General features: G+C 47.6%; 16 protein-coding genes and 1 pseudogene. 10 read left to right on the top strand and 7 right to left on the bottom strand.

The genetic code is table 11. The features are described 5' to 3' along the window. Positions 1-7: 7 nt before the first annotated feature. The 4 genes and pseudogenes from fmt to ACRRSW_RS01210 all read left to right on the top strand — a co-directional run bounded on the left by fmt (position 8) and on the right by ACRRSW_RS01210 (position 5,201). Positions 8-964: a methionyl-tRNA formyltransferase gene (fmt, locus tag ACRRSW_RS01225; RefSeq protein ID WP_432455016.1), complete on the top strand. Its 957-nt coding sequence runs from the start codon at positions 8-10 to the stop codon at positions 962-964. Next, a pseudogene (gene rsmB, locus ACRRSW_RS01220) lies at positions 957-2,278 on the top strand (16S rRNA (cytosine(967)-C(5))-methyltransferase RsmB). Before fmt ends, rsmB begins: the two are co-directional and overlap by 8 nt. Positions 2,279-2,347: 69 nt before the next feature. Then, positions 2,348-3,730 carry a Trk system potassium transporter TrkA gene (trkA, locus tag ACRRSW_RS01215; protein WP_432455018.1) on the top strand — a complete coding sequence of 461 codons (1,383 nt, stop codon included), beginning with the start codon at positions 2,348-2,350 and terminating at the stop codon, positions 3,728-3,730. Positions 3,731-3,752: 22 nt separating this feature from the next. Beyond that, entirely contained in the window at positions 3,753-5,201 is a 1,449-nt protein-coding gene (locus ACRRSW_RS01210; RefSeq protein ID WP_432456114.1) for a TrkH family potassium uptake protein, read from the top strand. 231 nt (positions 5,202-5,432) lie between these two features. Here ACRRSW_RS01210 and ACRRSW_RS01205 read toward each other — a convergent pair whose 3' ends face one another. Together ACRRSW_RS01205 and ACRRSW_RS01200 are read right to left on the bottom strand one after the other, a co-directional pair. Beyond that, positions 5,433-5,663: a hypothetical protein gene (locus tag ACRRSW_RS01205; protein WP_432455019.1), complete on the bottom strand. Its 231-nt coding sequence runs from the start codon at positions 5,661-5,663 to the stop codon at positions 5,433-5,435. Positions 5,664-5,667: 4 nt separating this feature from the next. Next, on the bottom strand, positions 5,668-6,057 hold the full coding sequence (locus ACRRSW_RS01200) for a SirB2 family protein (protein ID WP_432455020.1): 390 nt from the start codon (positions 6,055-6,057) through the stop codon (positions 5,668-5,670). Between the two features lie 312 nt (positions 6,058-6,369). Here ACRRSW_RS01200 and ACRRSW_RS01195 point away from each other — a divergent pair, with 312 nt between their 5' ends. From ACRRSW_RS01195 to ACRRSW_RS01185, 3 genes are all read left to right on the top strand, one after another. Next, positions 6,370-6,516 carry a hypothetical protein gene (locus ACRRSW_RS01195; RefSeq protein ID WP_432455021.1) on the top strand — a complete coding sequence of 49 codons (147 nt, stop codon included), beginning with the start codon at positions 6,370-6,372 and terminating at the stop codon, positions 6,514-6,516. Between the two features lie 244 nt (positions 6,517-6,760). After that, positions 6,761-7,072 carry a DUF1820 family protein gene (locus ACRRSW_RS01190; RefSeq protein ID WP_432455022.1) on the top strand — a complete coding sequence of 104 codons (312 nt, stop codon included), beginning with the start codon at positions 6,761-6,763 and terminating at the stop codon, positions 7,070-7,072. Beyond that, on the top strand, positions 7,069-7,389 hold the full coding sequence (locus tag ACRRSW_RS01185) for a hypothetical protein (protein ID WP_432460669.1): 321 nt from the start codon (positions 7,069-7,071) through the stop codon (positions 7,387-7,389). The genes ACRRSW_RS01190 and ACRRSW_RS01185 overlap by 4 nt, the downstream gene beginning before the upstream one ends. A 13-nt stretch (positions 7,390-7,402) precedes the next feature. Here ACRRSW_RS01185 and ACRRSW_RS01180 read toward each other — a convergent pair whose 3' ends face one another. The 3 genes from ACRRSW_RS01180 to ACRRSW_RS01170 are packed head-to-tail and all read right to left on the bottom strand — an operon-like array spanning position 7,403 to position 9,624. Continuing rightward, positions 7,403-7,729, bottom strand: coding sequence for a YdbL family protein (locus ACRRSW_RS01180; protein WP_432455024.1), 327 nt, complete (start codon positions 7,727-7,729; stop codon positions 7,403-7,405). A gap of 6 nt (positions 7,730-7,735) precedes the next feature. Continuing rightward, entirely contained in the window at positions 7,736-7,876 is a 141-nt protein-coding gene (locus ACRRSW_RS01175; RefSeq protein ID WP_432456115.1) for a YnbE family lipoprotein, read from the bottom strand. Positions 7,877-7,893: 17 nt separating this feature from the next. After that, complete coding sequence (locus tag ACRRSW_RS01170; RefSeq protein ID WP_432460668.1) at positions 7,894-9,624, bottom strand: intermembrane phospholipid transport protein YdbH family protein; 1,731 nt, start codon at positions 9,622-9,624, stop codon at positions 7,894-7,896. A gap of 310 nt (positions 9,625-9,934) precedes the next feature. Between ACRRSW_RS01170 and ACRRSW_RS01165 the strand changes: the two genes are divergently transcribed. Next, complete coding sequence (locus tag ACRRSW_RS01165; RefSeq protein WP_432455026.1) at positions 9,935-10,294, top strand: DUF2500 family protein; 360 nt, start codon at positions 9,935-9,937, stop codon at positions 10,292-10,294. A gap of 5 nt (positions 10,295-10,299) precedes the next feature. Here ACRRSW_RS01165 and ACRRSW_RS01160 read toward each other — a convergent pair whose 3' ends face one another. Both ACRRSW_RS01160 and ACRRSW_RS01155 read right to left on the bottom strand, forming a co-directional pair. Beyond that, positions 10,300-11,232: a patatin-like phospholipase family protein gene (locus tag ACRRSW_RS01160; RefSeq protein ID WP_432455027.1), complete on the bottom strand. Its 933-nt coding sequence runs from the start codon at positions 11,230-11,232 to the stop codon at positions 10,300-10,302. Between the two features lie 119 nt (positions 11,233-11,351). Beyond that, positions 11,352-12,302, bottom strand: coding sequence for a DMT family transporter (locus ACRRSW_RS01155; protein ID WP_432455028.1), 951 nt, complete (start codon positions 12,300-12,302; stop codon positions 11,352-11,354). Between the two features lie 134 nt (positions 12,303-12,436). Here ACRRSW_RS01155 and ACRRSW_RS01150 point away from each other — a divergent pair, with 134 nt between their 5' ends. Next, entirely contained in the window at positions 12,437-12,892 is a 456-nt protein-coding gene (locus ACRRSW_RS01150) for a DUF2214 family protein (RefSeq protein ID WP_432455029.1), read from the top strand. A gap of 129 nt (positions 12,893-13,021) precedes the next feature. Further along, positions 13,022-14,035 (top strand): alpha/beta fold hydrolase, encoded by a 1,014-nt coding sequence (locus ACRRSW_RS01145; protein ID WP_432455030.1) that lies wholly within the window; start codon positions 13,022-13,024, stop codon positions 14,033-14,035. Positions 14,036-14,063: the final 28 nt, after the last annotated feature.

Genomic DNA, 14,063 nt, shown 5'->3' with positions numbered 1-14,063 from the left:
GAACAGCGTGAAGCCATTGCGGATCATCTTTGCAGGCACGCCCGATTTCGCGGCGCGCCATTTAGCAGCACTCATCAATAGCGAACATCAGATTGTCGCAACTTACACTCAGCCCGACCGCCCAGCAGGGCGCGGAAAAAAGCTGCAAACTAGTCCGGTAAAACAACTGGCCGAACAACACCAAATTCCCGTTTATCAGCCGGAGAATTTTAAAGCTGAAACCGCACAACAACAGTTAGCGGGATTAAATGCCGATTTAATGGTGGTGGTGGCTTACGGCTTGCTATTGCCACAGGTGATCCTCGACACGCCACGCTTAGGTTGTATCAACGTGCATGGATCTCTATTGCCACGCTGGCGTGGGGCAGCGCCGATCCAACGCGCTATTTGGGCCGGTGACAGCCATTCCGGGGTCACCATCATGCAGATGGATATCGGCTTAGATACCGGCGATATGTTATTACTTGAAAAAGTCGCCCTCACCGAGGATGAAACCAGCGCATCCCTGTATCAGCGACTGGCCGAAGTTGGCCCTCTATCGCTCATCCAGGCGGTTGATGGCATGGCCCTAGGCAAGTTAACCGCTACTCCGCAAGATGATACGCAGGCGAATTACGCGAAAAAGTTAACCAAAGCCGAAGCTTGTATCGACTGGCAACAAGACGCCGAATTTATCGAACGCTGTATTCGCGCCTTTAATCCATGGCCGGTCAGCTATTTTCCGGTCGCCGAGCAAAATGTGAAAGTCTGGCAAGCCAGTGTTGTGGCCATGCCAAACACCGCCCCCCCGGGAACCATACTCAGCGCCGATAAGGGCGGAATAGTGGTTGCAACCGGCAAAGACGCCTTACGCTTAGAACAAATTCAACTGCCGGGCAAAAAAGCCTTAGCCGCCGCCGATGTACTCAATGCCCGAAAGGACTGGTTTAGCCCCGGTCTGGTGCTGGAGAATAAACATGGCTGAACAGCCAAAGCTCAAACAAATTAACGCCCGTGCGGCTGCCGCCAATATTTTGTTTCAAGTGGTCGACCAGGGCAATCCTTAAGCCAAATGCTGCCTCGCGTATTACCGCAAGTCGTGGCGCGAGATCATGCGCTAGTTAAAGAGCTGTGTTTTGGGGTATTGCGCTGGTTGCCGCGCTTCGAAGCGGTGTTACAGCAATTGATGGATAAACCCCTCAAAGGCAAAATCCGTAACGGCCACTTTTTATTAATGGTGGGGCTCTATCAGCTATTTTATATGCGGGTACCTGCGCATGCCGCAGTCTCTGAGACCGTCTCAGCCACCCAGCAACTCAAGCTGCATAGCTTAAAGAAATTGGTCAATGGGGTACTGCGAAATGCCGAGCGCCAACGCGAGCAACTTGAACCGCAGTTAACCGCCAACGATAGTCTGCAATTTTGTCATCCAAGCTGGATCACCAAACGACTCAAGGCTGCTTATCCGCAGCGTTGGCAGGATATTTTATCCGCCAATAACCAACATGCGCCGATGTGGTTGCGGGTCAACGCCCTTCAAGGAACGACTCTAGACTATCAACAACAGTTAAACCAGCTGGAAATTGGCAGCCAGCATAGCGAGCTAGCCCCCCAAGCCTTATGCCTGGAGAAAGCCCAAGCAGTCAATAAGTTACCTGATTTTGCTCAAGGAGCGGCTTCGGTGCAAGACGGCGCAGCCCAAATGGCAGCTGCGCTACTCGATGCCCAGGCGGGAGAACGAGTCTTAGATGCCTGTGCCGCACCGGGCGGAAAAACTTGTCATATCTTGGAATTGCAGCCACAACTGGCCGAACTCGTCGCGGTCGATACCGAGCAAACTCGACTCAATCGTGTTAGTGAAAATCTACAACGTTTGCAGCTAAAAGCCACCTTACATTGTGCCGATGCCAGCCAACCTGAGCGTTGGAATCAGCAGCCCTTTGATAGAATTCTACTGGATGCGCCCTGTTCCGCTACTGGTGTAATCCGTCGCCATCCCGATATAAAATGGCTCCGCAGAGAAGCCGATATCGCCGAGTTAGTAAAACTACAGCAACAAATATTAACCGCGCTGTGGCAACATCTTAAGCCCGGAGGCGTATTGCTATATGCTACCTGTTCGGTGCTTCCAGAAGAAAATTACCAACAAATCGCGGCATTTTTGCAACAAACTGCTGATGCTGAGTTGCTCCCAATTAACCAAAACGAAACGGCTCAGCAACCCGGCTGGCAACTTTTACCCGGTGACAATAACATGGATGGCTTTTATTATGCGCGTCTGCGTAAAAGCAACGGTTAAGCTTGCCTTTAGCTGCAGCAAAGGTAACACTAAAAATTGGCAATGAATGCTTGAGGTATTGTTAGGATAATGAAAATAATCATTCTTGGCGCGGGTCAGGTTGGCGGCACGCTAGCAGAGAACCTAGTCGGCGAAAAATCAGACATCACTATTGTTGATAATGATCAGGATCGCCTTAGAGAACTGCAAGACAAGTTTGATTTACAAGTCGTATTGGGACATGCAGCCCACCCCAGTGTACTGCGTGAAGCTGGCGCGCATGACGCCGACATGTTAGTAGCCGTTACCAACAGCGATGAAACCAATATGGCAGCTTGCCAAATCGCCTATACCCTCTTTAATACCCCAAATAAAGTCGCGCGGATCCGCTCAGAAGAATTACTCGCGGAAAAAGAGGCTTTGTTTTGTGACGAAGCCATCCCCGTCGATCATCTGATCGCACCTGAGCAGTTAGTCACCGATTATATCAGCCGCCTCATCGACTACCCTGGCGCCCTGCAAGTGATGCAGTTTGCCCGTGGCCGAGTGGGTTTGGTTGCCATTAAAGCCTATTATGGAGGGCCTTTAGTCGGAAACGCTTTATCAGTATTGCGGGACCACATGCCTGACATTGAAACCCGAGTCGCTGCGATTTTCCGCCAAGGACGCGCGATTCGGCCACAAGGCACTACGGTGATTGAAGCCGATGACGAAGTGTTCTTTATCGCCGCGAGCGATCACATCCGTAAGGTCATGGCAGAACTGCAAAAACTCGAAAAACCTTACCGCCGGATCATGATCGTGGGAGGGGGAAATATTGGTGCCGCATTAGCCAAACGCCTCGACAGTCAATACAGCGTGAAACTGATAGAGCATAATCAACGACGAGCCGAACAACTCGCCGAAATGCTCAATAACACAATTGTGTTTTGTGGTGATGCTTCCGACCAAGAACTATTGAGCGAAGAAAATATTGAGCAGGTCGATGTCTTTATTGCCGTCACCAATGACGATGAAGCGAACATTATGTCGGCGATGCTCGCCAAGCGAATGGGCGCTAAGAAAGTCATGGTGTTGATCCAACGCGGTGCTTATGTTGAATTAGTACAAGGCGGTGGGAGTGCCATCGACATTGCAATTTCACCGCAGCAAGCGACGATCTCAGCGCTGTTAACTCATGTAAGGCGTGCAGACATTGTTAATGTTTATTCTTTACGTCATGGCGCTGCTGAGGCGATAGAAGCGATTGCTCATGGTGATAATAATACCTCCAAGGTTGTCGGCCGCAGTGTTGGCGAACTTAAGCTTCCTCCGGGCACCACCATCGGCGCGATCATGCGCAATAACCAAGTGATTATCGCGCATGATGATACGGTGATCGAGCAAGACGACCACGTAGTGATGTTCTTAGTGGATAAGAAGTTTATTCCTGAGGTTGAGCGTTTATTCCAACCTAGCCCCTTCTTCCTGTAATTTAAGGTAACCGCTGGTGATTATCCCAAATCTACGGCCGATTATGTTTATCGTCGGGCTAGTGTTATCGAAACTCAGTTTACTCATGTTAGCACCACTCGCTTTAGGTATGGCTTACGATGAGCCCGACTACATTGAGTTTTTTTACACCATTGTACTGACTCAAACCACCTCCTTTGCGCTAATTCGTTGGGGCAGTAAGGCCACATTCAAGCTATCGGTTCGAGAAATGTTTTTGCTCACCACCACGGTCTGGCTGGTTGCCTGTCTATTTGGCGCGCTGCCGCTCTATCGTATCGACCACATTAGTTTTACCGATGCCTTTTTTGAAACCATGTCTGGCCTAACCACAACTGGCTCAACGGTATTGGCCGGATTAGATGACATGCCCAAGAGTGCTTTGCTGTGGCGTTCGATGTTGCAATGGTTAGGTGGCATTGGTTTTATCGTACTCAGCGTAGCCATCTTACCGTTTTTAAATGTTGGCGGAATGCGGCTGTTCCAAACTGAATCTTCCGACTGGTCAGATAAAAACACGCCCAAAACTAAAAACGTCGCCAGTAATATGCTAAAGGTTTATTTATTACTGTCGTTACTTTGTGCTGTTGCCTACCATATTACGGGTATGGACTGGTTTGAAGCGATCAATCACTCCATGACCACTATTTCCACTGGCGGTTACTCCACCTCCGATGAATCGATGGCACACTTTAGTAACGCCAGTCATTGGGTGAGTAGTATGTTTATGCTGCTAGGTGGCCTGCCGTTCTTATTATTGGTGCAAACCCTACGCCACCGCGATTTACGCTATATCTGGCGAGATGCTCAAGTCCGAGGGTTTATTACCGTCATCTTAGTATTAGGCGGCATGATGAGCCTATGGCTATGGCTGCATGGAACTTTCTCATTGCTCGATGCAATGCGAATTAGCACCTTCAATATTATTTCAATCATCACCACCACTGGCTATGGCCTCACCGATTTCAGCCATTGGGGGAATTTCACCACCGTGTTATTTATCTTTTTAATGTTGGTGGGTGCTTGTTCGGGGTCGACTTCGGGGGGTATTAAAATTTTCCGCTTTCAATTAGCCAGTGGTTTATTTTCACGACAACTCAAACAATTACTACACCCCAACGGTATCTACCCACATCGCTATAACGGCCGGGTTGTGAGTGAGCAGCATATTCGCTCCTTGGTCGCCTTTATTTTTGCGTTCTTCTTTACCCTGATCATACTCGCTAGCGGCCTCGCTTTACTCGGTTTAGATCCGGTCACCGCTTTATCTGGCGCGATGACCGCCTTAGCCAATGTGGGCCCCGGTCTCGGTCGAGTGATCGGCCCTGATCATAACTTTCACCTACTACCAGATTCCGCAAAGTGGTTACTCTCGATCGGCATGTTGTTGGGACGCCTAGAAGTACTAACAGTATTGGTTTTATTCTTACCCAGTTATTGGCGTTATAACTAAGCGGCAATTGAGCTTGCTCGCTTAGCTGCCCATTCAACAAGACGCTTTGTTAAGCGCCTAGTGTTTGCTTCACCCAAATACCTCGTAAGCCAGTACAGCAGACTTTGACTCGAACTTTTTAAGAGGTATTTGAGCTTAGTATGGCCAGAAAAATCCGAGCGAATCAAACCCATATGACCAAGCAACAGGGAACCCTTTTAACCGCACTCACAACAAGTAAAGCGCCCTGATTTAGTAGGAGCGTCGTAAGCGGGTAAAGTAAGGATTAAGCCACCACCAGAAGGTCAAATACAGAAAATATAGGCCAATAATGCTCCATTTGTGTCGATTAATCCCCTGATCCACCACTTCAAAATCCAGCTGCATTACCTCACAATAACCAATACTAATCAGCACCACACTATAAACGATAGAGAAATGCCATAGATTAAGCAGCAGTGAACGCAGTGATAATCGAAACATACACTTAAGCCAATAGCCCGAGCGGCGACTTGGTTATTGCCACAACCAACAGCTGAGCAAACACCGCAATGGCGGCCAGGCCAGCCAATATTCGAATCAACTGGTTAGGCGCACGCTTCAAGGCAAACACTCCCAGTAAGATATAGACCACTAATAATACAACCTTAACCGTCAACCAATTTTCAACCAAGGGATATTGTTGCGAAGCAATGCACAAGAAAATAGCTGCGACCAATAGTAAGGTATCAACCAAGTGAGGGAAAACTTTCAACCATCTGCGATTGAGCATCGCTGAGCCTTTCAAGGCTAACAACCAGCGGAAAACAAAACCAATAATACTCAGCATCGCCAGCGTCATATGGAGATGTTTGGCCATTGAATAGTATTCAAGCATGGTAATTCCTTGTTATGAATAGCGAACCGCCGCGAATTCAGCCGCTGCGGATCATCGGGTGTCACAATAATGCCTCAGTGTATGAGCTTAGCTAAGCGATAACAATTATTTTCAGCTCACCACAAACGCTTAACATAAAGTCAGCAAGCTCATTAAAAAACCGCCTATCGCCGCCAAGCAACAACAGCCACGACTTAAATCATCCGTAGAGTAAATGTATTTTTGTGATCGAGATCTCTAGGGCTTGTCGTGAAACTATGGGACAGTGCTTAACATTATTATCTTTTTATTAACAACATAATGAGGCCAAACATGTCAGAAGCACCTAATTTACTGCCCGCAATTGATATTTTAATGTGTCACACTGGCGCTTCATTTTTAGATGCTTGCCAAGAATTAGGCGTTGACCCTAATGAGATGGCAGAGCTTGCTGCCTCTACATCCGATGACAACAATTAAACACCATCGAACAGGAATCGTGTTGTTCAATACAGCATAGTTGAATAGACTAGCGGATAAAGTCCACTCAGATGAATTAACTAAGAATTAGCCGCAAAGGCAGTTTTTTGTTGATAAATGTCAGCGAACTAGCCTTAGATCCGCTATCTAGTTAGAATCAGCCTCAGCTTGAAACCTTATCAAATAGTCTTATATTACAGATTCTTGAATCCATGTAATTAGTTACATCATACGAGTAGTAAGCATGTCGCAACTTTATCGCGTTAATTTTATTTCTAATGGCAAAAATTATGAGCTCTATGCCAGAGATGTCTCCCAAGGTTCAATGTTCGGCTTCGTTGAGTTAGCCGACTTAGTCTTCGATACTCAAACCAAGCTCGTGGTCGATCCTAATGAAGAAAAATTAAAAACTGAGTTCTCCGGAGTGAGCCGCACCTACGTACCGATGCATAATATTTTGCGCATCGATGCTGTCGATGATATCGGCACCGCAAAAATCCATGAAGTCACCAACATAACCCAGTTTCCTTCGCCCATTTACACACCAAAACCATGAGTCGGCTTAGTGCTATCGACTGGCCTAAACTGAAGGCTCAGTTTGGCGATGAAGCGCTGGTTCGACATTGGTTGCAAGATTTTCTGCAGAGTAGCAAACAAGACCTGCTCTTAATTGCTCAAGCGCAACAACAACAGTGTTGTTCAAAGGGTTTACTGCAACAGTTGCAAGGCCTTGCGTCTTTACTGTGTAGCACTCCACTAAACCGCTGTGTACAGCAACTCAAGCACAGTGAGACATTGGAACAAGATCTAAGTGCCTGCTTAGACTGCTATCAACAAGTGTGCCACGAAGTAAGACGCTATTTAGCGTCTTAAGACGTATAAACGGTCAGGGTTTTATTAACCAAGTTCCAGCGGGCGATTGTATGTAATGACCACTTTGACTACGTTCAATCGCTTTTTTTCCCGCGAGGATAGCGACCTGCTGCTCACTTAAGCCATTTTCCTTGGCAATTTGTTGGTACTTGGCAAGTCGTTGTTGATTGATATTATTCACCAAATCACTGACTTCTGCGCGATGGCTTACAATTCCTAATAGACCATTAGTTTGTTCACCGACCCAACCTTTGGCCTTGGCATCATCTAAGTCCATCGCCGATACCGATAAGCTAAAACACAATAATAGGCTTAAAATCCAGCTATTCCACTTCATCATACTCTCCTAAAATAGCCCGCTTTCATCGTTAAACAAATCATCGAGCTGCTTATCAACTCGCACTCGAATTTCATGGTCAATTTTGACATTTAAATTCACCGTAATTGGCTTATCTACGGCCACCTCCACCCTTGGGGTACAAGCCATAAGCCCAAAAGTTACCGCTAAGGCAAAGGGGATACTTCTGAAGCGCTGTCGTCTATCCATTGCTGTAGTTGTCCTGACAATTGTTGGCCAATACGTAAACTACGTAATAACTGGTAAATATTTTCTTGATGACGATAGTTCAAAGTCACCAAACGAGGACTCAGTTGTTGATTGCGTCCAATCAGTTGCACTTGCATATCGAGCAGCCCATCTTCGGCAAAATCTAGCTCAGCTGCAAGCTTTTCATAATCAAAATCTTCCAATAAGCTTAGAGCAAAATCTAAAGAAGGGTGCTGCGCTTTTACCGCCAGTAAGGATTGGTGAGTGAGAGCGATATGCCCATGCGGCTCAACAACCGCCAGCGAGCCGCCTTTGATTGCCAAACCCTGTCTGCTCAGTTGCAGGGGAAGCGTCCCTGATACCGAGCCCTGCATGCTTAAAGCTAATTCGGGATAAAGTGTCGCCAACTGAGATAACTGGACCTTGCTCAACTGCAAAGATGTTTGGCTCGGTAGCTTCAATCTCAATTGAGCAAGCCTGCCCCGTCCACCTAAAGACCCAAAAGAGATATCGTCTAACAGTAGCGAGTGCCATTGTACCAAGGGGGCATAGTTAGGCTGCTGCCAATGCAGTTGAATATCGCTCACCGGAAAACCGATATCCCATTGCTTAATTTGCAACTCTCCCGCGTGTTTCCAACCAAGATGTGGCTGATAATCGAGCTGCCCCGCGAGCTGTGCATCGGCCAATGCCAACTCTCCCCACAAAGCATTTAGGCCACTGAGTTTAAACTGGCTACTCAGTTGCTCCGCTTGCCAAGTGAAGTGTGATTCCAAAGCTCCCGACAGTAATTTTGCTGGTTCAGCTAAAGGCAAAAGAGCCTGCTGCAAGGGTAATACATTATCGCTATGCAGCAGCCCCGACAGCTGCATCGTTGGCGTCCACTGCCACAGGCCTTCACCTTTAAGTTGCCAATCGGCAACCTCAACTTGCCAACCTTTTGCTTGGATTTTGCTCTCAACACTCGGCCAATCTTTTCCCTGCCAACGAAAACTAGAACTCTCCAGCCTTAACCGCCAATCTTGCCACCCTTGTAGCCAAGCCTTCCCCTCCATCGCCAAAGTAGGTAACTTAAATTGAGCATTTAATTGTAAGTGCTGGCCCGCTTTTCCCCGCAAGGAAAAATCTGCATCGGCAAATATTGGCCCATCCAATTGCGGCTGCTGAATCAGACCAGCCAATGCACGCAAGCTATGCTTCCCTAAATGGCCTTCTAAGATGAGGGTCTCAGCTTTTGGCAACAGCTGCAGCTTAATTGCCAAACCATCATCTTGTTGGTAGCTGGCAAGCCATTGCTGGCCTCGTTGTGAGAGTTGTAGTTGGCCATCAAATAGCGACTGCGCTCCCGCTTTAACTTGCAGGCGATCGACCGCGACCGAGCTCGCAACCACCGAGCTCGGTAAGTCCAATAAACCTTGAAACAACTGCAGAGCAAGAGGCTTTAGCGAAACCAAGCGAAACGGCTGAGCATGCTGGCCTTGCGCCAACAGACAAGCAAGGTCGATTTCAATACTTTCCACCTTAACACGCAGGGGGATCGCTTGCAGACGAAGACCGCTAGTGCGGACTTGTGGGCACCCTCCAAACTGAGCCTGAAGCATATCCGCGCTCAGCTCAGTGGCGTATAGCTTGCCCGCCAACAAGCAAATAAAACTCGCCATCAGCATCCAACGGTGGCGCCAGCGCATGACGCTACAGCATCTTATTCGCAGCCCACTTAAGCTCAGCAAACACTCATCCTTCCATCCACCATCGACATCACTTTATACTAAGCGCTTTTATCGCCAATAACGAGTCGCTAAACAAATCAATGCTGGCGTATTAACACTCAAATACAACGGAAAAAGTATAAACTTGACTCCATAGCAAGCTATGATGATAACTGGTTAAGGCCTCAGATAAAGGCCAAAACCAATAAATGATCACTTCAAACCCCAGGAGCCAAGGACCCATGCATACCATTCATCACTTCATTCAGTCCCATCGGAGCAAGCGCTAATGCCTTGGTGGTGGGCGGCAGGGATGGCGATAATTGTTGGCCTTGGTTTATACCAAGCTTGGCGCCATATTCAACAACGTCGCTGGGATAAGCAACAACCCCTACATCGCTTAGACGTTCGGGTCACTTCGCATCAACGACAAACCATCAAGCCAGTTGGCAAATCACGTGACAGCATGCCCGACAGCTATCGTTACTTTGTTGAATTCACCCCCTTAACCGGCGGTGAATCTCGGCGCTTTCAACTAAAGAAAAACCAGTTTGAGCAATTTAGCGAGGGCCTCGAAGGTCAACTTACGGTTCAAGGCAGCCGATTAGTTAGTTTCGAAACTAAACCTTCAGAGCTCAGCGATCCATAATAAGCTTAAGCCAACGGAGTTCCCAACGGGGTCGTCTGCTCGAACTGTTCTACAAAGCGAAGCCCGGCCTCAAGTCCTAGTTGATAGTCTTGCTCTAGGGCAGAGGTTTTACTACCGAGTAACTTACTCGATAAAGCCTGACTGGGATGAATTTGAAACACTTGCGCATCTTCTGGAGGTTGATGCATAAAATCCAAAGACTGTTGGTAAGCCTGTTCATGTATCAACTGATAATCGAGCGCTTTCGGACATTCTCCCGATTGGCAGACCCAGGTTTTTAAACGTTGGCTCCAAGGGGATTCAGCCACATAATCCTGTTGCTTGGTTCGAATCACCACAATCGTTTTTGCCCCCCGCCGATAAGCTTCTTCCACAGGGAGCGGAGCAGCCAAGCCACCATCAACGTAGTGCTCCCCCTCAATCTCAACGCCCCCCTTATATAAATATGGTAAGGCACTTGAGGCTTTTAGCAGATGCAACCAATTGTCCCGACTAGGGCTAAAATAATGAGCCGCCTTGTTGCGGGTATTGGTCGTGGCAAACAATAAACGGCGATACCGTAACAAAGACGCCGCACTGTTCACATTTAAGGGATCGGCTGGCCGATTCACCTGTTCAAAGTACCAATCCAAATCGATGATGCTTCGCCCGGTAAGCGAACGACTTAACTTGAAAAATCGTGCATGGCGAGAGGTCTCGGTAATTGATTTTTGGGCGAAGCCATGCTGACAACTCATATAACTAGATAAGTTTTGTGCACCGGCAGAGGTGCCAATCAGTAACTGAAACGGGTTGAACCCCAAGCTCATCCAGCTATCGAGCACACCGGCAGTAAAAATACCGCGTTGTCCGCCCCCTTCGGCGACTAAAGCTGTGTTTTCAACAATTGGGGTCTGCTGGCATGGGCCGAAACAAGTAGTCGCTGGGTACATCATCATGCTCTCAAGAAAATCATAAGACTAGCTTAAGTCGAATTAGCCCATACTTAAATTCGATTGCATTGATTTATTTGATAGGAAAAAACTATTGAATAAACCAAACAGCTTAGCGCGAGTATTCAGCCAACATGCTTCGACTCCGCGCCCTCCGCCTCAATAGACGAACCAACAAAACGTCGGCGCAGCAAACCCACGGGAAGCAGGGCCACCAATAAGCCAGCAGCAATAAACGAGGCACCAATCAGATGATAAACCGCTAATTGCTCACCTAACAATGAAACGCTGAGGATCGCGCCAAACAAAGGCATCAAATGAATGTATTGACCAGCAACACTTGCGCCAACAACTTTCACGCCATAATTCCAACTTTGATAAGCCAATAACGATGGGAAAACCGCCACATAGGCCAAGGCGACCATACTATCGTGATTCAAAGAAAAAGCCGCTTGCGGCAAATTAAGCCAATAAAATGGGCTTAATACCAGTGATCCTATCACCAAGGTTGAACCAAGAAAGGCGGAACCGCTTAGCTGGGACGGTTTAAAACGTAAACCAATGGAGTACAACGCCCAAATAACTGCCGATAACAGGATCCAACTGTCGCCGCGATTGATGCTTAGGCTTGCCAGTGACTGCCATTGCCCTTTTACCAACAAGGCCAATACCCCGCAAAACGACAATATAATACCGAGGATCTGTTTCATTCCCATTCGCTGACCGAAGCCTAAGCAGCTCACCAGCAAAATAAAGATCGGGATCATCGAATTAATAATCAAAGCATTGGTCGCGGTTGTACTCTGCAAACCAATGTAAACACAGGAATTAAAGCCAGCTACGCCTAAACAAGCGAGTAAGCTAATGCGCAACCAATAGCGTTGAATCACTCGCCGCTGTTGCCACAGACTCCGATAAAGAAAAGGCAAGACCAACAGCGAGGCTATCGTCCAACGCCAATAAGATAATGACATTGGCGGTATTTGCCCCGCAATATAGCGACCGGTGACAAAATTACCGGCCCAAAATAATGGCGGTAACAACAACAAACCATATGCCGATAGCTTTGCTTTCATTAATGCGTCCTTATATACCCTAGACCTCAAGTACTTAGGCCTGTTAGGGTATAGCATCAAGGATGGTTTTGCAGTACTATCCTGCTGCGCTGATAGCGTTTTCTAGAACAACAAATTTTCTTGGATACTGAACGATGAGTTTAATTGAGGCCATAAATGCAGGGTTGCATGTCACGGCAATTGTGTTGCTGGCGGGCGCATTGTACTCAGAAGCCTTTCTTTTTCGCCGAGGCATGACTCAGGACGATGTCAAGAAGCTACTGTTGGCCGATGCCACCCATGCCATCGCCACCGTATTAATCTTCATTACCGGTGCATTACGATTATCTGTATTTCAAAGCACCGACAAAAGTTATCTCGACAATCCTTTTTTTGCACTAAAAATGCTGCTATTTTTCGTTGTCGTTCTACTCTCGCTGTATCCATCGGCTACCTTTTATCGCTGGCGACGAGCCTTAAAACAAGGCAAACCGTCCATGATTAGCTATCGCCAACACGCTTCGGTGATTTGGTTAATTCGTTTAGAGCTCGGCGTATTACTGCTTATTCCAATGTTAGTCACCCTCGCCCGGGCCGGTTTCGGCGATTAAATAAAGCACCTGTAAGCAAAATTCTCGACTCGACCAAGCAAACGCCTTAATTTGCCAATTGTGACTATGTTCATTCGCTGAGATAATGCGCAACTCCATAGCTATTCATAGCGACACATTCGAGGTTGAATGATGCGTACACCGCCTTATCTGCTCGGTCAGGAAAATCAACTCGAGAGGCAATATCAGCAGCTCATCCTGCCCTACTGGCAACAATATGCCGAACTATCCAGCTTTTCTGGGGTGAATGACCTGCGTATTCACTTCGCCAAATTAAACGCCGCTCAGCCTAAACATCAAGCCATTGTGATCTCTCCGGGTCGTACCGAAGGCTACCTCAAGTATTACGAATTAGGCTACGATCTCGCTCAGCAAGGTTACGATATTTTCATCATTGACCATCGCGGCCAAGGCTTATCAGATCGAGAAAGCCCTCGCAGGCAACTTGGGGATGTCGAAAATTTTCAATACTTTGTTGATGATCTCCAGCAACTGGTGCAGCAGTTTGTCTTGCCCTGCCAATACCAACAGCATTTTTTATTAGCCCATTCGATGGGTGGCACCATCGCCGCTCGCTACCTACAGCAGCATCCAAATCACTTTCAGGCCGTGGCGCTGTCGGCCCCCATGTTCGGGATTAATTTGGGGCTGCTCCCTAAACCTATCGTGAAGACGCTAGCCGCAGGTCTAGCGCACTTAGAGCGGCAGTTCGGCTATGGACCTCATTATGCTTTGGGTCAAGGCGACTATCGGCCAAGTGAGTTTAGTCGCAATCATCTGAGCCATAGCCCGGCTCGCTATCAACAAATCCTGCAAACTTATGTCGAGCACCCAGCGATCCAACTCGGCGGCCCAAGTAACCGCTGGTTACAACAAAGTTTTCAAGCCATGCAACTGAGCATTGAAGACGCTGCTCACATCAATATTCCGCTATTATTATTACAAGCGGAGCAAGATCCTATTGTCACAGCAGAAGGGCAAAATGCCTTTTTCCATAGGTTGACTGCCTCAGCAGGTAAATCAAGTAACGCTCAATTGATGCCCGTGATAGGGGCCAAACATGAGATTTTTTTCGAGAGTGATGAGATCCGCAACCCAGCCTTGGCGAGCATTCTCATTTTTTTTGAACAACACCGAGCTTAAGCTCATCAAACCAGTCTCAGCAGAGGCT

Source organism: Agarivorans sp. QJM3NY_25 (genome assembly GCF_050870875.2).
GTDB lineage: Bacteria > Pseudomonadota > Gammaproteobacteria > Enterobacterales > Celerinatantimonadaceae > Agarivorans.
Note: the sequence above shows the minus strand (reverse complement) of the source record. Positions and strands in the feature narration are given on the sequence as shown.